Source organism: Hydrogenophaga crassostreae (assembly GCF_001761385.1).
Taxonomy (GTDB): Bacteria; Pseudomonadota; Gammaproteobacteria; order Burkholderiales; family Burkholderiaceae_C; genus Hydrogenophaga; species Hydrogenophaga crassostreae.
On sequence record NZ_CP017476.1, the window covers coordinates 3,022,484 to 3,042,786 of the forward strand.

Here is a 20,303-nt window from a genome sequence, read left to right on the forward strand (position 1 = left end):
GGCTCCGAAGAGCCCGCTGGGGCCGCAAGCGCTGGAATTACTTGGCCACCAGATCGTCTGGAATTGCGATGCCCTGCTCTTTGTAAAAGCGCGCAGCGCCAGGGTGCAGCGGCGCGAGCATGCCGTCAAAGCGCTGGTCAGCGCTCAGATCTTTCAACTGAGCATTGCCTTTCTGCATGCCGGGAATCTGATCAAAATAGGCCTTGGTAAGCTTGTACGCGGTGTCGTCGGACATGCTTTTGCTCGCCATCATCACCATCACCGTCTGCCAGCCATAAACATCTTCCTGGTTCACCTGCCCCGGGTAGGTGCCGGCCGGAATTTTGGCTCTCACCATACCCAGCGTTTTGGGTGGTACCGCACTCTGGTCCATCGACAACAGGCGGAATTTGCGGGTCAACCCCAGCTCGACCAGCGCCTGTGCGCCCATGCCCACAGGCGTGATGAACACATCGAATTGACCGTCCTTGAAGCCTTGCGTGGCAGCGCCCCAAGGGGCCTTGATGCCCTCGTAGTCTTTGCCATCTTCCAGACCAGAAGCGGTTTTGATCAACGAGCGAATCTGGGCGTTGGCGGCACCCGCAGGTGGGCCGACGAAAACGCGCTTGCCCTTGAGCTGAGACCAGTTCGCCACACCGCCATCGGCCCAGACCACAGGGTGGTAGATGCTGGCAGCGAAACCAAACAGGCTGCGCACATTGCCGGCCATTTCGGCGCCTTTGCTGCCCAGCGCCTTGTAAGGCCCTTCGCCCTTGAGCAGGTTGTCATAAGCGGGGGGTGGCACCACCGCCGAATCGAGCGAGCCCTGAGCGATCTTGAGCAACGACTTGGTCAGGGTCTGATCCAGCGCCAGTTCCACGTCCACGCCCACTTTGGCCCAGTGGGGCGCCATGGTTTGCGGCATCAGACCCACCACGCTGTTGGTGGTGGCGGCCTCCATGGACACTTTTTCAGCCCAGGCCGGCGCCAGCAAAAGGCTGCCCAGAACGCCGGCGGCGAAGGTTTTGGTCACTCGATTGAATTGCATGTCTTGTCTCCAGTATGGGAAATGGCATCGGTACTTTGCCGATGCCACGAAGAATAGGCCCACTCCAATCAAAAGTAAAATTCGTTTTTAAACACTCAAACAGACATTTTTGTATGGATCCAAAACACCTGATGCAGTTGGCTGTGATCCTGGACAAGGGGTCGATCACCGAGGCCGCGCAACACCTGCGACTCACCCAGCCCACACTCACGCGCAACATGCACACACTGGAAATGCAGGCTGGAGGCCTCTTGTTCAGCCGCAGCCGCTTCGGCGTCAAGCCCTCCCTGCTGGGCGAAAGCCTGGCCCGGGAAGGCCGCGCCGTCACGCAGACATTGCGATCCGCCACCGACGCCATCGGGCGCCACAAGATGGGCCTGAACAACCAGTTGCGGGTCGGCGTCGGGCCGCTGATCGGAATGGGTCTCGCAGCCAAGCTGTCGGGCAAGCTGATCGCGCAGCTGCCGCAACTGGCCATCACCGTCACCACCGGCAGGCCCCAGACCGTTGTGGAGCAACTGATCGATGGCCAGATAGACATTGCCATCGCCCCGGCCGTCTACGCCCAGTCGCCCGTCGGGATTGCGCGGGTGCTGCTGGCTGAGGACGCCATTGGCGTCTATTGCGGGCCGGGCCATCCGCTGGCCGGCGTTTCCGACGTAGACAGCGCGGCACTCAATGCCTTTGACTGGATCAATGTCGGTACCAGCTCGCCCTTTCAAAACGAACAATTGGAGCTGCTCGCCAAAAACGGCGTTCGCCAGTTGCGCACCCGATTTGCGACCCTCAACGATGCGGTCATTCTGCTGGAGTTCCTGTCCCAGGGCAGCCATCTCGCCGTGCTGCCCGGACTGCCATTGCTCTTGATGCAGGACCGCTACCGGTTCGTTGAGGTGCCCCTGCCCCAGGGCAACAGCCGGCGGGACATGTATATCTGGTGCCGCGAAGAGCTCATCGAAAGCGACGTGATCCAGACCTTCATCACAACGGGGCGCAGCCTGATTGAAAACCACAGAAAGGCGTAATGGCGGGCTCGACCGACCAGTTGCGCGCCCCGGCAACCGATAATCGGGGATGACCACCGCTCCCCAGACCGACTTCTCCGCCCTCCCCCTCACCCCGGCCACCCTGGCCAACCTGACCCAACTGGGATACACGGCCATGACGCCGATCCAGGCTGCCTGCCTGCCTTCGGCCCTGCTGGGCAAAGACATCATTGCCCAGGCCAAGACCGGCAGCGGCAAGACCGCCGCCTTCGCCCTGGCCCTCCTGGCCAACCTCAACCCGCGCCGCTTCGCCGTGCAAACCATGGTGCTCTGCCCCACGCGTGAACTGGCCGATCAGGTGACCACCGAAATCCGCCGTCTGGCCCGCGCCGAAGACAACATCAAGGTTGTCACGCTCTGCGGCGGCGTGCCCCTGCGTGGACAGTTCGCCACGCTGGAGCATGGCGCCCACATCGTGGTCGGCACGCCCGGCCGTCTGATGGACCACCTGGAGCGCGGCAGCCTGAAGCTCGATGCGCTCAACACCCTGGTGCTGGACGAAGCCGACCGGATGCTCGACATGGGCTTCTTCGAGGACATCGTCAAAGTCGCCAAGCAGTGTCCAAAAGAGCGCCAGACCCTGCTGTTTTCGGCCACCTACCCCGAGGGCATTGCCAAACTCAGCGCCCAGTTCATGAAAGAACCAATCACCATCAAGGTCGAGGCTCAGCACAGCGACAGCCAGATCGAACAGCGCTGGTACGAAGTCAAAAGCAACGAACGGCTGCACGCTGTAGGCCTTCTGCTGGCCCACTTCCGCCCCGCCAGCACCATCGCTTTCTGCAACACCAAGGCGCAATGCCGCGACCTCGTTGAAGTGTTGCGCGGGCAAGGCTTCAGCGCTTTGGCCTTGTTTGGCGAACTGGAGCAGCGCGAGCGCGATCAGGTGCTGGTGCGTTTCGCCAACCGCAGTTGCTCCGTTTTGGTGGCCACCGATGTGGCCGCGCGCGGGCTGGACATAGCCAACCTGGAAGCGGTGATCAATGTGGACGTGACGCCCGACTCCGAGGTGCACGTGCACCGCATCGGCCGCACCGGCCGTGCAGGCGAGAGCGGCCTGGCGCTGAACCTGGCCAGCATGAACGAAATGGGCTACGTGGGCAAGATCGAGCAGTTGCAAGGCCGCGAGTCTGACTGGCACCCGGTGTCCGAACTCACACCAGCGAGCAAAGAGCCCCTGGTGCCCGCCATGACCACGGTGCACATACAGGGCGGCCGCAAAGAAAAGATCCGCCCCGGCGACGTGCTGGGCGCGCTCACCGCCGATCTGGGCTACACCCGCGAGCAGGTAGGCAAGATCAATGTGAACGAATGGTCGACCTATGTGGCCGTGGACCGCAACATTGCCCAACAGGTCGCCAGCCGCCTGAACGACGGCAAGATCAAGGGCAAGAGCGTGAAGGTGCGGGTGCTCGAAGACTGAGGCCCGCCACCTCCATTGCGATCGTTACAAGCCCAGGGCTGCGATGCCGGCCTTGGCGATCTGGGCGTCTTCTGACGATTTCACGCCGCTCACGCCCACGGCACCCAAAAACGCGCCATCTTTCACGATCGGCACACCGCCCTCCAGCGTTCCCTGGATGGTGGGCACGCTGAGGAAAGAGAACCGGCCCTGGTTGATCAGGTCTTCGTAGATCTTGCTCTCACGCTGGCCCATCGCGGAGGTGTGGGCCTTGGCGGGCGCAATGTGCGCTGAAATCGGTGCGGCGCCATCCAGGCGCTGCAGGTGCAACAGGTGACCGCCATCGTCCACGATGGCAATCGTCACGGCCCAGTTGTTCTTCAAGGCCTCGGCTTCTGCGGCCGCCGCGATCTTTTTCACATCGGCAAATTCGAGCACAGCTTTGTTTTTCATGAACTTTTTCCAGTTGAGGTGGTCCACCATGGACCATTAAAAATGGTGGGGATGAAGGAATGCGTTACCAATCCAGCACGATACCGCAAAGATTGGCCCTATTCAGGTCACAAGTGGATTGACAGCCCCTTGGCGGGAAAACGTAAACCCTTGCCTTTGCTTGAAAAATGGCCCTCTGGCCGCATCTGTAACACGCTGCTTCTACAATGGAGCAAGAGCAGTCCTTCGGGCTGGCATTGATTTGAACACTGTTCAAGGAGACACATATGAACCAACCTCTTTCCTCTGGCGGCCGATTCGGTCATTCGGTTTCCGATGCCGTCGTTCGCAACAAAGTCCTGCGCAACACCTACCTGTTGCTCGCGCTGTCCATGGTGCCCACGGTGCTGGGTGCATGGATTGGCGTGACAACCGGCATTGCCAACGGCCTGACCGGCTTCACGGGTTTGATCGTGTTCCTCGGCGGCATGATGGGATTCCAGTTCGCCATCCACCGCTTCCGCGATTCCGGCATGGGCGTGGCCCTGTTGCTGGGCTTCACCTTCTTCATGGGCATCATGCTGTCGCGCTTGCTCGGCGCGGTGCTCGGCATGAGCAATGGCACTTCGCTGGTGATGAGCGCATTTGCCAGCACCGCCGGCGTGTTCGGCACCATGGCGGTTTTGTCCACTGTGATCAAGCGTGACCTGAGCGGCATGGGTCGTTGGCTCTTCGCCGGCATGATCGCCGTGCTCATCGCAGGCGTGATCGGCATGTTCATGGGCAGCTCGGCCATGATGATCGGCATCACCGTCCTCAGCACCGTGATTTTCAGCCTCTACATGCTTTACGACCTCAAGCGCATCATGGACGGCGGTGAAACCAACTACGTGCTGGCCACCACCGGCCTCTACATCAGCATTTTTGCGGTGTTCCAGAACCTGCTGGCACTGTTCGGCATCTTTGGTGGCGAAGACTGAGCATTTACTGCTCCCCTGAAACTGGGCCTTCGGGCCCATTTTTATTGGGTGTCCGTCATTGAAACTGGATGATTGGGCTCAAGCCCAGGCAAAAAGCGCCGAAACAAGTCCCATACAGGTTCTTACCCATGCGCAACATCCTCACCATCCTTTGCCTTGCCACCGCCAGCTTGACGCTGTCGGGCTGCGATGCGCTGGGCATTGAAACAGCACCCCAGATCGCGGCAAAAAAAGATGCTGAAGCCCATGCCATCGGCAGTGCCTGCCGCCATGCGATTCGAAGCATCGAGGTCTGCTTCCAGAGCAACCCCAAGGCTGTGAAGGCCGCCATGTTCAATGGATGGAAAGAGATGGATACCTACATGCGCGAGAATGAAATTCTCGGCATGCCGTCTCAGGACCCGCCAGCTGCAGCAGACTCCACGTCCAGGCACGATTCAGCCGATCCAGGCAAAGACGGGCACGCACCGACTGCGCACAAGTCCTGAGCCGCTGCGTCAAGGCATCAGCTGGCCAACTCAAACACCGCCATGCTCTCCACGTGGGCGGTGTGTGGAAACATATTGACCACGCCACCCGATGTGCAACGGTATCCGCCCTCGTGCACCAGCAGGGCCGCGTCACGCGCCAGTGTGGCCGGGTTGCAGCTCACGTAGACAATGCGCCTGGGCGGCGTCCAAGTGCCACGTTTTTCCGGGTTTTGGTGCAGCTCGGCCAGGGTCTTGGCCAAGGCAAACGCACCTTCGCGCGGTGGGTCAACCAGCCACTTGTCTGCTGAGCCGTCGGCAACCAGCAGGTCGGGTGTCATTTCAAAAAGGTTGCGGGCAACAAAGGTCGTGGGCGCCAGAGGCTGGCTGCGCCCGATCTGGTTGCGCGCCAGGTTCTCCCGCGAGCGCGCCACCAGCGTTTCGCTGCCCTCGATGCCGACCACCTCGCCGGCCGTGGTCGCGATAGGCAGGGTGAAGTTGCCCAGGCCGCAAAACCAGTCAATCACCCGCTCATCTTGGGTGGCATCCAGCAAACGCAACGCCCGGGCCACCAGCACGCGGTTGATGTGCGGGTTGACCTGCGTGAAATCGGTGGGTTTGAACGGCATGGTGATGCCGAACTCGGGCAAAGCATAAGACAGCTCGTCGCCTGGCACAGGCGCGTCCATCAACTTCACCGTGTCAGGCCCTTTGGACTGCAGCCACCACTGCACGCCATGCTCGGCAGCAAAAGCGCGCAATTTGGTCATGTCGCCCTCGCTCAGCGGCTCCATGTGGCGCAATACCATCGCGGTCACGCTGTCACCGCAGGCCAGCTCGATCTGCGGCAGGGTTTCGCGGGCGTTCATGCTGAAAATCATCTCGCGCAACGGCAAGAGCATGGCGCTCACATGGGGCGGCAACACATGGCATTCCTTCATGTCGGCCACATAGCGGCTCTTGCGCTCATGAAAGCCAATCAGCACTTCGCCCTTTTTGTGCACATGGCGCACCGACAGCCGTGCACGGTAACGATAGCCCCAGGCCGGCCCCTCGATGGGACGCATCAGCATTTCGGGCCTGACCTTGCCCAGATGCCAGAGGTTGTCTTCCAGCACCCGCTGTTTCACCGCCACCTGAGCCGATTCGTGCATGTGCTGCATCTTGCAGCCGCCGCAGGAGCCTGCATGCAAGCCAAAATTCGGACAGCCCGGACGCACCCGCTGGGCCGACTCCTTGTGGATGGCGGTGACCACGCCCGCTTCCCAGTTGTTTTTCTTGCGGTGCACGCTGGTGCTGACCACTTCAAAAGGCAAGGCCCCCTCAATGAACACCACCTTGCCATCGGGCCGGTGGGCAATGCCCTGAGCGTCGATGTCCATGGATTCGACAGCAAGCCAGCCATCGGGCAGGTCTGGCCGATCGATAGAGGGAATGGTGCTGGGGGTTTCACTGGCCGTGGTGGCCAGGCTGTTTTCGTGGGCGGTGGAGGAACTCATCCTCCGATTGTCTCAGGCCGGGCTGCGGTTTTTCTGCCCGATCAGTTCCAAGCCTTCAGATACTCGTCCCAATGGGGTTCATCGGGGGCCAAATTGCCCAATGTTTCTTTGACGTACTCGATTTCCTGCTCGTACTCAGCCTCGGTAAAGCCGCCACGCATCTTCTGAAACCGGCAATACACCAGGTAGGTGTTCATCACATCGGTCTCACAATAGCGGCGCACTTCTTCGGTTTCGCCGGCCAGAAACTGCGCGTAGACCTGTGAGCCGTCCATGCCCAGCTTGCCGGGGAAGCCGCAGAGCTTGGCCATGGCGTCGAGCGGGGCGTTGTTTTTGGGGCTGTACATGGCGAGCAGGTCCATCAGATCGAGATGGCGCATGTGGTACCGGCTGATGTAGTTGTTCCACTTGAACTCGCGGTCGTCTTCGCCGAGGTCCCAGTATTTGCTGGCTTCCACGCCGTGGCGCAGGCCGCGGTAATGCAACACGGGCAGGTCGAAGCCACTGCCGTTCCAGCTCACGAGTTGCGGGGCGTGTTTTTCGATGGCGTGGAAGAAGGTTTGAATCACCTTGCCTTCGCTTTGCCCGTCGCGGTCAACAAAGGAATGGATGCGCAGGCCGTCGGCGTTGCGGAACACGCAGCTGATCGCGAGCACCCGCTGCAGGTGCAGCGGCGTGAAATCGCTTTGACCCTTTTCCTTGCGCTCGGCCAGCCAGTTGGCGTAAACCTGCGCATCGGTGGCGTCTGCGGGCGCTCCCCGCAGAGCCCTCAAGCCCTCGACATCGGGGATCGATTCGATGTCGAAAACGAGAACGGGCCAGGCCATTGCGCCTCAACCGGGCTTCAGTTGGCGGGCGGCAGGTATTGCAGGGGGTCGACGGGCTTGCCGTCGCGGCGCACTTCAAAGTGCAGCTTCACGCGGTCGGCATCGCTGCTGCCCATCTCGGCGATGCGCTGTCCTTGTTTGACAGCCTGATCTTCGCGTACCAGCAGCGCCTGGTTGTGGGCGTAAGCGGTGAGGAAGGTGTCGTTGTGCTTCAGGATGATCAGGTTGCCGTAGCCGCGCAACCCCGCACCGGCGTAAACCACCCGGCCGTCAGCCGCAGCCAGCACAGGTTCGCCCGCGCGCCCGCCTATCGAAACGCCCTTGTTCTTGGCCTCGTCAAAACCAGCAATCACCGAACCGCGGGCGGGCCAGATAAAGCTCACCCCTTCGCCGGGTTTGACCGGTTCAGCCATGGGCGCCTGGGTGGCACCTGGAGGAACCACTGCCGACGGGGTGACTGCAGGGGTCACAGCAGGCGGGTTCAAAGGACGGGCCACCACGGCAGGTGGTGTGACTGCGGCTGCCGTGGCTGTGGAAACAGGGGCGGGTGTGCTCGAAGGCGTCATGCCCACGGGCGGGCTGACCCGCAGCACCTGGCCCACTTCAATCATGTTGGGATTGGCCAGGTTGTTCCAGGCCTGCACGTCGCGCGCGGTTTGCCCGTGCTCGATGGCAATCCGGTAAAGGGTGTCACCGGGCCGCACCGAAAAATACCCGGGTTTGCCCGCATTTTCCGCACCTGGCAGAGGTTTGACGGCCGAAGCCGCCTCGCCTGAGGCGGTGCGGTCCTCCACGGGTGCTGCGCGGCGCACGCTGCGGGTCGAACAACCCGCGCTCACCAATAAAGCCAGCAGCAAGCCGCTCAACATGGCGCCACGCCAAGCGCCACGCCGTACAAACGTCGCATTGTTCATGGAACCGATCACCCTGTTCATCTTGACTCCCAACAGACCTTCGCCAACGTCACGTCGACAATAAATCAAAATTGAATACCTAACAACTAATATGAAACCTATGCAGTATCACGCAATACCTGATTTTAGAGGCACGAACAGCACCGGCTCCAATTCTTTGCGCTCCAGGCCCCGAGCGGTTTTGTCGATCACCACAAGGTGCTGTTGCCCTGAAGCCGTTACCGCAGGCGCCACCAGGCGTCCACCCACCGCCAATTGATCTGTCCAGGCTTCAGGAATGGCCTCGCCGCCTGCTGCCGCGATGATGCCGCTGTAAGGCGCACCCTTGGCAAACCCAGGCATTCCGTCACCAAAAAGCAGGTGCAGATTGGCCAGCCGAAAGAATCGCAGATTCTCGCGCGCTTTGTCGTGCAATCCGCGCAAACGTTCGATGCTGTAGACCTCTCGTGACAAACGGCTCAACAGGGCAGCCTGGTAACCACAACCTGTTCCGATCTCCAGTACCCGACCTAAGTTCACGCTTTCCCGCTCAAACAGCAAACTCAGCATTCTTGCCACCACATTGGGTTTGGAGATGGTTTGCCCCAAACCGATCGGAAGGCTGGTGTCTTCATAAGCCTGGTTGGCCAGGGCGGTATCGACGAAACGGTGGCGCTCGATCGCCAGCATGGCGGCCAACACACCGGCATGCGCAATACCCTGTGCTTCCAGCTTGCGCACCATGTCTGCCCGCACGGCCTGTGAGCCGGTACCAAACCCACTGGCTTCCCGTCCTTGCACTGGCTGGATCTTCACCCCTCCCGCCGGTTGACCTTTCGCTGCCAGCGGCGCGATCGGGCGCAACCCAATGGCTGTGGTCGGCTTCTTCATTGGCCCGGTCTGATGGGTCACCAGTTTTGCCGGAAAACCCGGCCGAGGCTTGTTGTTGCCCGTCGAACCATCGCCGTGTTTCATTCGGCGCTCCGTGAGCGCTTGGACATCTGGGCGGCCAACGGCGCCCAATACGGCAAGCGCTCGTGGTCCGTCAGATCCACTTGCAGCGGCGTGATGGTGGCATACCCAGTAGCGGCTGCGTGAAAATCCGTGCCTTCCGCATCGTCTTTGGCAGCACCCGCATTGCCGATCCAGTACATGGTTTCACCCCTCGGGCTGGTCTGCACGATCACCTCTTCGGCCGAGTGGCGCCGGCCCAGCCGGGCCACCTTGAAGCCCTTGAGCTCGGTCGCTGGGCGGTTCGGGATGTTGACATTCAACAGCCAGGGTGCAGCAGGCGGTTTGGAGGCATCAAGTGACGGCAGAAGTTGCGCCACAAGTTCGGCCGCTTTTTCTGCTGCGGCATCGAGATGGCCCCAGCCTCTTTCAGTCTGGGAGAAGGCGATGGCTGGAATACCAAACAAATAGCCCTCCATCGCGGCGCCCACGGTGCCGGAATAGATGGTGTCGTCACCCATGTTCGCGCCATTGTTGATTCCCGAGACCACCAGATCGGGTCTGTAGCCAAGCAAACCTGTGAGCGCGATGTGCACGCAGTCGGCAGGTGTGCCGTTCACGTAGCGAAAACCGTTGTGGGCCGTGTGCACATAGAGCGGCGAATGCAGCGTCAGCGCATTGGATTTGGCACTGTTGTTGTGTTCCGGTGCCACCACCTCCACTTCAACGCCAACCAACCCTTTCAACGCTTCGAACAAGGCCACTATGCCCGGCGCCTGGTAGCCGTCGTCGTTGGAGATGAGGATCTTCATGACCACGATTCTAGTGCGCCACCACCCAAGGGCGTTTGAGCTTCGGAGGCCGGCAACGGGGTCGCCCCAGCGACAGATTTCATGACAACCGGTTCGCCGAATTCAAGACCCCATGCCTATCATGGGGCACTATTTCTGAGACAAATCTGGAGACCCCATGAAAGCTTGGCTGTGTGAAAACCCCGTTGGCGTTGAAGCCCTCACCTGGAAGGAGCTGCCCACGCCGGAGCCCAAAGCAGGCGAAGTGTTGATCGAGATCCAGGCCGCCAGCCTGAATTTCCCCGATTTGCTCATCGTTCAAAACAAATACCAGATGAAACCGGAACTGCCTTTTGTTCCGGGTTCCGAATACGCTGGTGTGGTGCGCGCGCTGGGTGAAGGTGTGAAACACCTGCAGGTCGGCCAGAGCGTCGCCTGCCTCAGCGGCACCGGGGGCTTCGGCACCCACACCATCGCCCAAGCAGCGCTCTGCATGCCGCTCCCGCCCGGCTTCCCACCTGTGGATGCCGCTGCCTTCATCATGATCTACGCCACCTCGTGGCATGGCCTGATGGACCGCGCCGCGCTCAAAGCCGGTGAAACCGTGCTGATTCTCGGCGCTGCCGGTGGCGTAGGCACATCGGCCATCCAGATCGCCAAAGCCGCCGGCGCACGCGTCATTGCCGCCGCATCCAGCGACGAAAAATGCGCACTGTGCAAAGAACTCGGCGCCGATGAAACCATCAACTACAGCGTGCACACACCAAAAGAAGGCCTGCGCGACGAGATCAAGCGACTCACTGGCGGCAAAGGCCCTGATGTGATCTACGACCCGGTGGGCGGTGACTTCGCCGAGCCCGCCTTCCGCTCCATCGCCTGGCGCGGTCGCTACCTCGTGGTCGGCTTCGCCAGCGGCCCCATTCCCAGCCTGCCCCTCAACCTCACACTGCTCAAGGGCGCGAGTCTGGTCGGCGTGTTCTGGGGCAGCTTTGCAAAACAGGAACCCAAGGCCAATGCGGCCATGATGCAAGAATTGGCCACGATGTATGCCAAGGGCCAGATCAAGCCCGTGATCGACCAGACCCTGCCCATGAGCGAGCTGCCCAAAGCTTTCGAAATCATGGGATCGCGTTCGGTCAAAGGCAAACTGGTCCTGGTGAACTGAGGCAAGCAAGGGCCGCCCTCCCACGGTGTGGCGGGGGTCCCGGGTTGCATGCCATTTTCGACGGTCGACGTAAGCAACTCTGGAGGCTGCTTTGAAAGGCAACACGACAACGGTTCGCATCGGCGGCGCCAGCGGTTTCTGGGGAGACGCATCGCTGTCGACCGGACAATTGCTGGCGCAAGGCGATCTCCATTTTATTGTTTACGACTACCTGGCAGAGATCACCATGGGCATCCTCGCGCGTGCTCGGGTGAAGGATGCGAAGCAAGGCTATGCCACCGATTTCATCTCGGCGGCCATGGCACCCAACCTCGAAGAAATCGGGCGCCAAGGGGTCAGGATCATCTCCAATGCGGGCGGTGTGAACCCGTTGGACTGCGCCGCAGCACTGCGCGCGGAAATCGCCAAACAGGGCCTGGCACTCAAGGTATCGGCTGTGCTCGGCGACGACCTTTTCGACCGAGTCCATGAACTGGCTGCCTCCAAACCGCAAGACATGTTCAGCGGAGCGCCCTTCCCTGACCCTGCTCTGGTGGGCAGCGTCAACGCCTATTTGGGCGCTTTCCCCATTGCCGCGGCACTGAACGCTGGCGCCGATATCGTCATCACCGGGCGCTGCGTGGACAGTGCTGTCACGCTCGGGGCATGCATCCACACGTTCGGCTGGTCACCCGAAGACCTTGATCAACTGGCTGGAGGCAGTCTGGCCGGGCACATCCTCGAGTGCGGCCCCCAAGCCACGGGTGGCAACTTCACCGATTGGGCTTCAGTGGCCGACAGCTATGCACGCATTGGCTACCCGATCGCCGAGGTCTCGCCCGATGGCGGCTTCGTCGTCAGCAAACCCCAAGGCAGCGGTGGCCTCGTTTCGGTGGGCACTGTGGCCGAGCAAATGCTCTACGAGATTGGCGACCCTCAAGCCTACTGGTTGCCCGATGTGCGCTGCGACTTCAGCGAAGTCCGCATCGAGCAGACCGCTACCGATCAGGTGCACGTCAGTGGCGCCAGGGGCTGCACCCCACCAGCGACCTACAAGGCCTGCGTAACCTGGCACAACGGATTCCGGGGTGGGCACCTTTTTGGCTTCTACGGCATCGATGCCGAACAGAAGGCCCAGGTCTTCGCGCAAGCCGCCATCGAGCGCTCGCGCAGCCTGTTGAAACAAGCAAAAGCGCCCGACTTCAGCGAAACCAGCATTGAGCTGGTTGGCGCAGAAAGCCAGTTCGGGGAACAGCGCCGCAGCGGCGTGGCCCGTGAAGTGGCGGCAAAAATCGCGGTGCGTCACCCCAGCGCACAAGGCGTGGGCCTTTTCATCCGAGAGGCCACCGGGTTGGGATTGTCGGCCCCGCCCGGCTTGTGTGGGTTTGCAGGCGCCCGGCCAAAACCCTCGCCCGTGATGGCCTTGTTTTCCTTGGCGATACCAAAGGGCCTGGTCACTGTGCAAGTGGTCTCAGAAACAGGCACCCAGGCATTTGACCCACCTGCTCTGGCGGACAAGTTTGCCCAGGAACCCATGCCCCACGCCATCGAAAAGGCCGCGGAAAGTGATGCCGGGTGCATCACGGTCCCGCTGGTGCAACTGGCCTGGGCGCGCAGTGGTGACAAGGGCGACTCAGCCAACATCGGCGTGATCGCGCGTCACGCACGCTACCTTCCCTGGATTGCTGCCGCCCTCGATGACACCACGGTAGGGCGCCTGTTTGCCCACTTCCAGGTCGGCCAGGTTGAACGTTTCTATCTCCCGGGATGCCACGCCTTGAATTTCCTTCTTCACAACACGCTCGGCGGTGGTGGCACCAGCAGCCTGCGCTTCGACCCGCAAGCCAAAGGCTATTCACAGCTCTTGCTCACACACCCCATTCGCATCCCCGCCGCTTTGCTGCAAGCGCCAACCTGAGGCTGCCACTCAAGGACCAGCCCCCCCCATGAAACCTTGGCCAAGTCTTTCCACGCTGAAACTCGATCACCAGACAGGCTGGTTGACCATCTGGCTTCATCGCCCGGAGGTGCGCAATGCGCTCTCAGCCCAGATGGTGAGCGAATTGATGGAAACACTTGAACGCGTTGCGCAAGATGCGGGGTTGCGGGGCGTCACCATCCGCGGTCATGGTGGTGTCTTCTGCGCCGGTGGCGACATCAAAGACTTCAAAGCCACCATGCAAGGTCAAGACCTGGCAACGGTGCGGGCCAGCAGCTTGCGCGCGGGTGAGTTGTTCGAGCGCATCAACAGCTTGCCTCAAGTGGTGCTGATGCTGGTCGAAGGGCCTGCCATGGCGGGCGGCATGGGCATGGTTTGCGCAGGCGATGTGGTCGCTGTGACCGCCGACGCCAGCTTTGCTCTGACCGAAGTCACTCTGGGCATCCCGCCCGCTCAGATCGCCCCCTACGTGGTCAACCGGCTTGGCCTGCGCACAGCTCGCCGGCTGATGCTGACCGCCGCGCGCTTCGGGGCCGAAGAGGCACTGCAAATGGGCATGGCCGATCACCTTGCTGCTGATGCTGCCGGGCTGGAGACGTTCGAAGCAGGCATCAAAACCGCGGTCACCCGATGTGCACCCGGCGCCAACGCGGTCACAAAGCGTATTCTGCTGGCCACCCAGCGCCTGGAAGGTGAATCCATGCGCGCCCTGGCCGCCGATGGCTTTGCTCATTGCATGCTCGACGACGAAGGCCGGGAAGGCGTTGCCGCCTTCCTTGAAAAGCGCAAGCCAGCCTGGAACACGCAGGCCAAGCCCCCCCTTCTCGATTAGCCCCCTCACGCCCTTCACGCCCTTCACGCCCTACACGCCCCATACATCCCATGCAAACAGCCGAAGATTTTCGCCAGGAATCCCAAGCGCTGGCCACCGCCATTGAGCCGCTGAGCCCCCAGGATTTTTGTCGACCCACCCAGTTCAAAGGCTGGACCATTGACGACATCATGGGCCACCTGCACATGTTCAACGTGGCCGCCGAGCGCACACTGGAGAGCGATGCCGCTTTTCAAGCCTTCTTCGCACCCATTCTTCACGAACTCAACAGAGGGAAAACGCTTCTGGAAAGCCAGGGGCCATGGCTGCAGGGTCTGGCAGGGCCCGCTCTCTTTGAAGCTTGGACAGCAGGCGCCGAAAGGCTGGCGGATGCATACGGCAAGGCCGACCCCAAACAGCGGGTGAAATGGGCTGGCCCCGATATGAGCGCACTCTCCAGCATCACAGCCAGACAGATGGAAACCTGGGCTCACGGTCAGGCCGTATTTGATGTGCTGGGGCTGGACCGTGCGGAAAGCGATCGCATCCGCAATATCGCGCACCTTGGCGTCAGCACTTTCGGGTGGACGTTCATCAATCGCAAGGAGCCTGTGCCCGAGCCGGCGCCCCACGTCGTGCTGACTGGGCCATCAGGGGCCATCTGGACCTGGAACGACGTGCAGCCAGACAACATGGTGCGAGGCAGTGCCGTGGCATTTGCACAGGTGGTGACCCAGGTGCGCAACGTGGCCGATACAGCATTGCAAGTGCAAGGTGTCTCTGCACAACGCTGGATGGCCCTGGCACAGTGCTTTGCCGGCCAGCCCGTCAACCCACCTGTACCCGGCAGTCGGTACAAAGCAGCCACCTGAGAAGCCCTTTCCCGAACCGCGGCCAATCACTGCGCAGGCCTTCAGAGACAACAAAGCCCGGTCGGAAGCCGGGCTTTGCCACTTGAGTCCAATGGGTTGACTGATGAGGAACCCGCCCACCACAAACACCCATACAAATCGCAACGTCAAGCCGTTGGGATCACCACCGGGCTATGAGGCGAATCGAAACCCGCACAGGCGGTCGGACGACTGGAAAACGAGGCATCTCACCCCCCAGGGCTGACACACAATGGCTGCGTCGGCATCGAACATGCCGAGCCAACCCCAAGGGGCCAGCCGCGGCGGCCTGCCGTCTTCACACAATTGGCTGATCTGCCTTGCTGCAGATGTGTCAGCGTCGATCTTTCTTCAGCGAGGCGTTGCCCATGTAGCAGACCGAATCATCATCGGAACAACCCATTGGGTACACATCGTTGCGTTGTGCAATACCTCCCGTAAAGTCCACCTCGGAAGCGAATATTCGCGAAAACAAAAGCCTGGACTGTTTGGACAACCTCTTTCCCGGGTCGGCCACAAAGTAACTGTGCGCACCCAGCTTGATCTTGGTCGCCTCGAAGTCGACATAGCGGAACTTCGGCCCCGGCAACCGGTCGCGGCCCGGATCCGTTCCAACCTTGACATCGCCGTCCACCAAGGTTGCGGCAAAAAGCACGGAGTCGGCCTTTGTGTACGTGATGTAGACGCGGAGCAAAGGGTGAATCTGCCCCACCCAGGCCGAATGCTTGGCCGCCCCGCTGCAGCCAGCAATCAGCACCACGTTGTGCATGGCCGACAGTGAGGCCTCCGCATCCTGTTCATCAATCGTGTAATGAAGAAGGTGGGCGCCCAGACTGTGGGCCGCCAGAGACACCTTCTGGTTCATGCCGGCAAGGCGAGCCGCAGCGATCAGACGCAGCAGGCGGGCAAACGAGTCTTTGCTGTGCTGGGCGTTCACCTTGGCCTGTGCGTACCGCTGTGCCATGCGGGCGATCCAGCCGACCGTGAGTGAATCTTTCGTATCCACAGCGGCCAGGTTGTCATCGGGATCATCGAATGCGCCGGGAGGTTCTTTCGGGCCCGGCAGTTCTGTTCCATCTGAGAGAAATCCCTCTGACGTCCACGAGAAACCGATCACAGAAACCGGATACTGCGCCTCCAGGAGCCGGCAGCGCGCGAAGCAGGCCGCAGGCGTGTTGTTGTTGCCATGCACGAAGAGAAGCACCGGCTTGTTCCCGTCCAATACAGCGCTCAACTGCGCCAGTGCATCAACATCGGACAAACCCTCCTGCGGATTGCTGATCTTCCAGCCCTTCGCTCCAGCAGTCACTTTCACGCTGTTCAGCGTGTCGGAAAACGGGTCGTATTGTGTGGTCAGCGCCGACTCATCTCTGGCCGTGGTTTTCAGCAGTCTATTGGTAAACACCAGCATGTTGCACTCCTCGTGGTCAAAACTGAAAGGCACACCGAAACCTGCGCGCGCCAGAGCAAAAACTACACTTGTTCACGGGTTTCAAGCATCCCCCATCCGGATGAGGATGCATAGCCCGATCATCTGCATCTGCATCTGCATCTGCACCTGCACCTGCGGCGCGCCACGCTACATGGACGGGGTGTTCGCTGCGGCCACCGCCAAGGACTGGCCTGAAGACCGCATGCACCGCGAATACATCAATGTGCCCGAAGCCGAAGCATGGGTGAACCAGCCCTTCAAGCTCAAGCTCAAGCGCTCAGGCCGGACATTCGACGTGCCCACCGACAGCAAAACCACCGAAGTTCTTGCCGCTGCCGGGCTTGGCAACGACGTGAAACGCCGCGACGTTCTGTGTGGCGTCTGCGCCACCGGGTACGACGCGGCGCTCTCCGGCGAAGTGGCACACCGGGACTGTGTATTGAGCAAAAAAGACCGTCAAAACAAAGTCATCCTGTGTTGCTCGCGGCTTTTAAAAGTGGGCGTCGAGTTGGTATTGGACTTGTAGTGATGCCCCCCTCCGGTCGCCTTCAAACTGGCGTTGCGCGGCTCCCGGCGGCTCCCCTGGTCAAACAGACATCCTGCCCCCATTCTTGGACTTCACCACCCGTCTAAACGGCGTCCAACGTCCCGTGGACTGCCCATAGTTCGCAAAACCGTCTTTGGCTGTCCATGGAAAGAACGGCCACTGGATCGGCAATAGCACAGTGTCCGAAACCAGCCTTGACGGGCTGTTCAATTTTTCATTTTCGGTTTTGCAGCGACTGCTGCCAGCGGTGAACTCTCCCTCTTAATCCGCAAGCCGTCATGCAAGAGATACATGGCCTCGCAGGCCCGACGACCGGCTTCAGAGGCACAGCCGCCCAGGAGAAGTCCTGAGCCACATGCGCCATTGATGGAAGAGGCGCGCCACTTGATCAACGCGCGCAGCATCACCAAAATGAAGCCGGTTTCCCTGCTGTTCAACTCGGCGGCGCGGCGCTCGACGTGCTGGAAACCGAGCCCGAAGTGTCCCCTGAACTGTTCGCACAGCCCAACGCGCTGTTGACATCACACGTGGCCTTCAGTTCTGATGCATCCTTCGCCGAACTGCGACGCCGCGCCGCCAAAGAGGCCGTGCGCGTGTTGCGCGGCCAGCCCCATCTCAACCTCTGCAACGTGATCTCCCAATGAATACCCAAATCAGCGCGGTTCGCGCACGACAAATCCTCGACTCACGCGGCCGCCCCACGGTTGAAGCCGACGTGACGCTGGCCGATGGCAGCTTCGGCCGCGCATCCGTGCCTTCTGGCGCTTCAACCGGCAGCGCCGAAGCGCACGAATTGCGCGACGGTGATGCCACAACCTACGCTGGCCTGGGCGTGCTGAAGGCCGTTGCCCATGCCAACAGCGAAATCGCTGCAGCGCTGGCTGGCCTGGATGCGCGCGAACAGCACAAGGTGGATCTCGCCATGCGCTCACTGGACGGCACGCCGCAACTCGCCCGCCTGGGTGCCAATGCCGTACTGGCGGTATCCATCGCCGTCGCCCGCGCGGCCGCCGCGTCGCTGCGCCAACCCCTGTTCGAACGGGTGCGCGAGATCGCAGGCCTCTCTGGTCTGTCGATGCCCGTGCCAATGGTCAACATCCTGAGCGGCGGCTTGCACGCCGGTCGGGGCATGGACGTCCAGGATTTTCTGGCCATGCCGGTGCGCGCCACCTCCATCGCCGACGCCATCCACATCATCTCGCGGGTGCGCAACGCGGCAACCGAAGAGGCCCGCGCGCGCGGCCTGCCTACCTTGCTGGCCGACGAAGGCGGTGTCAGCCCCGGTCTGCCCAGCGGGCGCGACGCGTTGGAAATGATGCTGCGCATCACCGAACGTGCCGGACTCAAGCCCGGCGACGACGTGGTGATCGCAATCGACGTGGCCGCTGCGTCCTTGCAGCAACCGGACGGAAGTTACGCGCTGACCCGCGAAGGTCGCACGGCCAATGCCGTCGAAATGACAGAAATGCTCGCCGGCTGGGTGCGCGACTACCCCGTGGTTTCCATTGAAGACGGCCTCGGCGAAGAAGACTGGAGCGCCTGGGCGGAGTTGACCCAACAGGTTGGCCATCGGACCCAGCTCGTGGGTGACGACTTGTTCACCACCCACCCCGATCGCCTGGCGCGCGGCGTGCGCGAGCGGGTGGCCAATGGTGTGCTCGTGAAGGCCAATCAGAACGGCACCCTGTCGGGCACCATCGACCTGATTGCGCAAGCCAAGGCCGCGGGCTATGCCACCATCGTTTCAGCCCGCTCCGGCGAGACCGAGGATGCCTTCATGTCCGACCTCGCCGTGGGCAGCGGTGCCGGGCAGATCAAGATTGGCTCACTGCGAACATCCAGCACGGTGGCCAAGTACAACCAGTTGCTGCGCATCGAAGAGGCTTGCTCGGCGCCATACGCTGGTATCTCGGCACTGGTGGGCCGTCCATGAGCACGCCAGCCCTTGAAGATTTTTTGACGCGCAACGGTCTCGCCGCCGAAGACGTGTCCCGCCGTTGGACGGCACTCACAGGCGGCGTGTCATCTGATATCTGGCGCGTGGACCTGGGCGACGGCCGCCGTCTGTGCGTCAAGCGGGCACTTGCCCAGCTCAAGGTCGCGGCCGACTGGAAGGCGCCTGTATCGCGCAACGCTTTTGAGTGGGCATGGATCCAGTTCGCTTCTGATCTGTTGCCTGATGCGGTTCCCCAACCGCTCGCGCACGACGAAGCAGTCGGGTTGTTCGCCATGGGATTTCTCGACCCCGAAGACCATCCCGTGTGGAAGCAGCAACTGCTGGACGGCCATGTCGACCCTTGCACGGCAGCCGCCGTGGGCCGCACACTCGGCGTTTTGCATGAGGCAAGTGCCCATCGCGCCGACCTGGCCTCTGCCTTCGACACCGGTGAGAGTTTTCATGCGCTCCGGCTTGAGCCCTACCTGCTCGCCACGGCCCTTCGCCACCCCGACCTGTCGGGCAGGCTGACCGAACTGGTGCAACGCACAGGGTCACAACGCATCGCGCTGGTGCACGGTGACGTCAGTCCGAAAAACATTCTGGTCGGGCCCAAAGGCCCCGTGTTGCTCGATGCCGAATGCGCGTGGTACGGCGACCCGGTATTCGACATCGCCTTCTGCCTCAACCACCTGCTGCTCAAGCGGCTGCCCCGCCCCGAGTGCGCGCAAGCGTTGCATGCGTCGTTCACCGCTTTCGTCGATGGGTACTTCAGCGCTGTCTCATTCGAAGACCACGCCAGCCTGGAGTCGCGCGCCGCACAACTCCTGCCCGCGCTCTTCCTGGCCAGGGTCGATGGCAAGTCTCCAGCTGAGTACCTGACACTGGCAGGTGATCAACAACGCGTTCGCGATTTCGCGATTCCGTTGATCAAAAATTCAAGTGCATTGCTGGAAAACGTTGCTGCAGCCTGGTTTGACTGAAGGTGAGACAGGCGCGAAAGTAGGATGTTCACATTGAGATCTGGCGGACGGCGTCTGCTCCAGAGATTCGCATGGATTCCGGTGGTGGTGGCAAACCGACCCGTCGGTGATCATTCCTACTACCCACCGCAGCTTTCCGGCGTCTCGCCTCGGCATGTCTTGCTCACGCGTTCGACTTGGCGGTCTGACGGGATTCTCTGGGCAGGAAATGTTTGAAGGCGATGCCTTTTGAACCGACCGAATAGACCAAGGCATGGACGATAGGCGATGACGGTGTAGCTCCATGGCTAGGAACGCTTGTTCCTC

General features: G+C 61.3%; 20 protein-coding genes. 12 read left to right on the forward strand and 8 right to left on the reverse strand.

What is annotated here, in order from left to right; genetic code table 11:
* Nucleotides 1–37 precede the first annotated feature (37 nt).
* Nucleotides 38–1,027, reverse strand: a complete 990-nt coding sequence (locus LPB072_RS13880; protein WP_197508828.1) for a TAXI family TRAP transporter solute-binding subunit — start codon at nt 1,025–1,027, stop codon at nt 38–40.
* A gap of 113 nt (nt 1,028–1,140) precedes the next feature.
* Here LPB072_RS13880 and LPB072_RS13885 point away from each other — a divergent pair, with 113 nt between their 5' ends.
* A complete protein-coding gene (locus LPB072_RS13885; protein WP_066084754.1) occupies nt 1,141–2,052 on the forward strand; it encodes a LysR family transcriptional regulator in 912 nt (303 codons plus the stop codon).
* Between the two features lie 49 nt (nt 2,053–2,101).
* Nucleotides 2,102–3,496, forward strand: coding sequence for an ATP-dependent RNA helicase DbpA (dbpA, locus tag LPB072_RS13890; protein WP_066084752.1), 1,395 nt, complete (start codon nt 2,102–2,104; stop codon nt 3,494–3,496).
* A gap of 24 nt (nt 3,497–3,520) precedes the next feature.
* Here dbpA and LPB072_RS13895 read toward each other — a convergent pair whose 3' ends face one another.
* Nucleotides 3,521–3,928, reverse strand: a complete 408-nt coding sequence (locus LPB072_RS13895; protein WP_066085023.1) for a GlcG/HbpS family heme-binding protein — start codon at nt 3,926–3,928, stop codon at nt 3,521–3,523.
* Between the two features lie 266 nt (nt 3,929–4,194).
* Between LPB072_RS13895 and LPB072_RS13900 the strand changes: the two genes are divergently transcribed.
* Entirely contained in the window at nt 4,195–4,887 is a 693-nt protein-coding gene (locus LPB072_RS13900; protein WP_066084749.1) for a Bax inhibitor-1 family protein, read from the forward strand.
* Between the two features lie 128 nt (nt 4,888–5,015).
* Entirely contained in the window at nt 5,016–5,375 is a 360-nt protein-coding gene (locus LPB072_RS13905; RefSeq protein WP_066084746.1) for a hypothetical protein, read from the forward strand.
* Nucleotides 5,376–5,392: 17 nt separating this feature from the next.
* Here LPB072_RS13905 and rlmD read toward each other — a convergent pair whose 3' ends face one another.
* The 5 genes from rlmD to surE form a co-directional block, all read right to left on the reverse strand.
* Nucleotides 5,393–6,853 carry a 23S rRNA (uracil(1939)-C(5))-methyltransferase RlmD gene (rlmD, locus tag LPB072_RS13910; RefSeq protein WP_066084743.1) on the reverse strand — a complete coding sequence of 487 codons (1,461 nt, stop codon included), beginning with the start codon at nt 6,851–6,853 and terminating at the stop codon, nt 5,393–5,395.
* Between the two features lie 41 nt (nt 6,854–6,894).
* Entirely contained in the window at nt 6,895–7,680 is a 786-nt protein-coding gene (locus LPB072_RS13915) for a 3'-5' exonuclease (RefSeq protein ID WP_066084741.1), read from the reverse strand.
* A gap of 17 nt (nt 7,681–7,697) precedes the next feature.
* Nucleotides 7,698–8,615 carry a peptidoglycan DD-metalloendopeptidase family protein gene (locus LPB072_RS13920; RefSeq protein ID WP_082876704.1) on the reverse strand — a complete coding sequence of 306 codons (918 nt, stop codon included), beginning with the start codon at nt 8,613–8,615 and terminating at the stop codon, nt 7,698–7,700.
* Nucleotides 8,616–8,702: 87 nt separating this feature from the next.
* The gene (locus LPB072_RS13925; protein WP_066085017.1) at nt 8,703–9,464 is read right to left on the reverse strand and encodes a protein-L-isoaspartate(D-aspartate) O-methyltransferase; all 762 of its coding nucleotides are present in this window, start codon (nt 9,462–9,464) and stop codon (nt 8,703–8,705) included.
* 80 nt (nt 9,465–9,544) lie between these two features.
* The gene (gene surE / locus LPB072_RS13930; RefSeq protein ID WP_066084738.1) at nt 9,545–10,336 is read right to left on the reverse strand and encodes a 5'/3'-nucleotidase SurE; all 792 of its coding nucleotides are present in this window, start codon (nt 10,334–10,336) and stop codon (nt 9,545–9,547) included.
* A 157-nt stretch (nt 10,337–10,493) separates the two neighbouring features.
* Here surE and LPB072_RS13935 point away from each other — a divergent pair, with 157 nt between their 5' ends.
* The 4 genes from LPB072_RS13935 (at nt 10,494) to LPB072_RS13950 (ending at nt 15,081) form a co-directional block, all read left to right on the forward strand.
* The gene (locus LPB072_RS13935) at nt 10,494–11,480 is read left to right on the forward strand and encodes an NADPH:quinone oxidoreductase family protein (protein ID WP_066084735.1); all 987 of its coding nucleotides are present in this window, start codon (nt 10,494–10,496) and stop codon (nt 11,478–11,480) included.
* A gap of 91 nt (nt 11,481–11,571) precedes the next feature.
* A complete protein-coding gene (locus LPB072_RS13940; RefSeq protein ID WP_066084732.1) occupies nt 11,572–13,377 on the forward strand; it encodes an acyclic terpene utilization AtuA family protein in 1,806 nt (601 codons plus the stop codon).
* A 28-nt stretch (nt 13,378–13,405) separates the two neighbouring features.
* Nucleotides 13,406–14,230 carry an enoyl-CoA hydratase/isomerase family protein gene (locus tag LPB072_RS13945; RefSeq protein ID WP_066084729.1) on the forward strand — a complete coding sequence of 275 codons (825 nt, stop codon included), beginning with the start codon at nt 13,406–13,408 and terminating at the stop codon, nt 14,228–14,230.
* A 50-nt stretch (nt 14,231–14,280) separates the two neighbouring features.
* Nucleotides 14,281–15,081, forward strand: a complete 801-nt coding sequence (locus LPB072_RS13950) for a TIGR03084 family metal-binding protein (RefSeq protein ID WP_066084726.1) — start codon at nt 14,281–14,283, stop codon at nt 15,079–15,081.
* 352 nt (nt 15,082–15,433) lie between these two features.
* Here LPB072_RS13950 and LPB072_RS13955 read toward each other — a convergent pair whose 3' ends face one another.
* Entirely contained in the window at nt 15,434–16,510 is a 1,077-nt protein-coding gene (locus tag LPB072_RS13955; RefSeq protein WP_157559327.1) for an alpha/beta hydrolase, read from the reverse strand.
* Between the two features lie 100 nt (nt 16,511–16,610).
* On the opposite strand from LPB072_RS13955, the gene LPB072_RS13960 reads away from it, so the two are divergent.
* From LPB072_RS13960 to LPB072_RS13975, 4 genes are all read left to right on the forward strand, one after another.
* Nucleotides 16,611–17,057 carry a hypothetical protein gene (locus LPB072_RS13960; protein WP_231943248.1) on the forward strand — a complete coding sequence of 149 codons (447 nt, stop codon included), beginning with the start codon at nt 16,611–16,613 and terminating at the stop codon, nt 17,055–17,057.
* Nucleotides 17,058–17,557: 500 nt separating this feature from the next.
* Entirely contained in the window at nt 17,558–17,722 is a 165-nt protein-coding gene (locus LPB072_RS13965) for a hypothetical protein (protein ID WP_197508829.1), read from the forward strand.
* Nucleotides 17,719–19,011, forward strand: a complete 1,293-nt coding sequence (gene eno / locus LPB072_RS13970; protein WP_066084712.1) for a phosphopyruvate hydratase — start codon at nt 17,719–17,721, stop codon at nt 19,009–19,011. The genes LPB072_RS13965 and eno overlap by 4 nt, the downstream gene beginning before the upstream one ends.
* The gene (locus tag LPB072_RS13975) at nt 19,008–19,997 is read left to right on the forward strand and encodes a phosphotransferase family protein (protein ID WP_066084709.1); all 990 of its coding nucleotides are present in this window, start codon (nt 19,008–19,010) and stop codon (nt 19,995–19,997) included. Before eno ends, LPB072_RS13975 begins: the two co-directional genes overlap by 4 nt.
* The last annotated feature ends 306 nt before the right edge of the window (nt 19,998–20,303 follow it).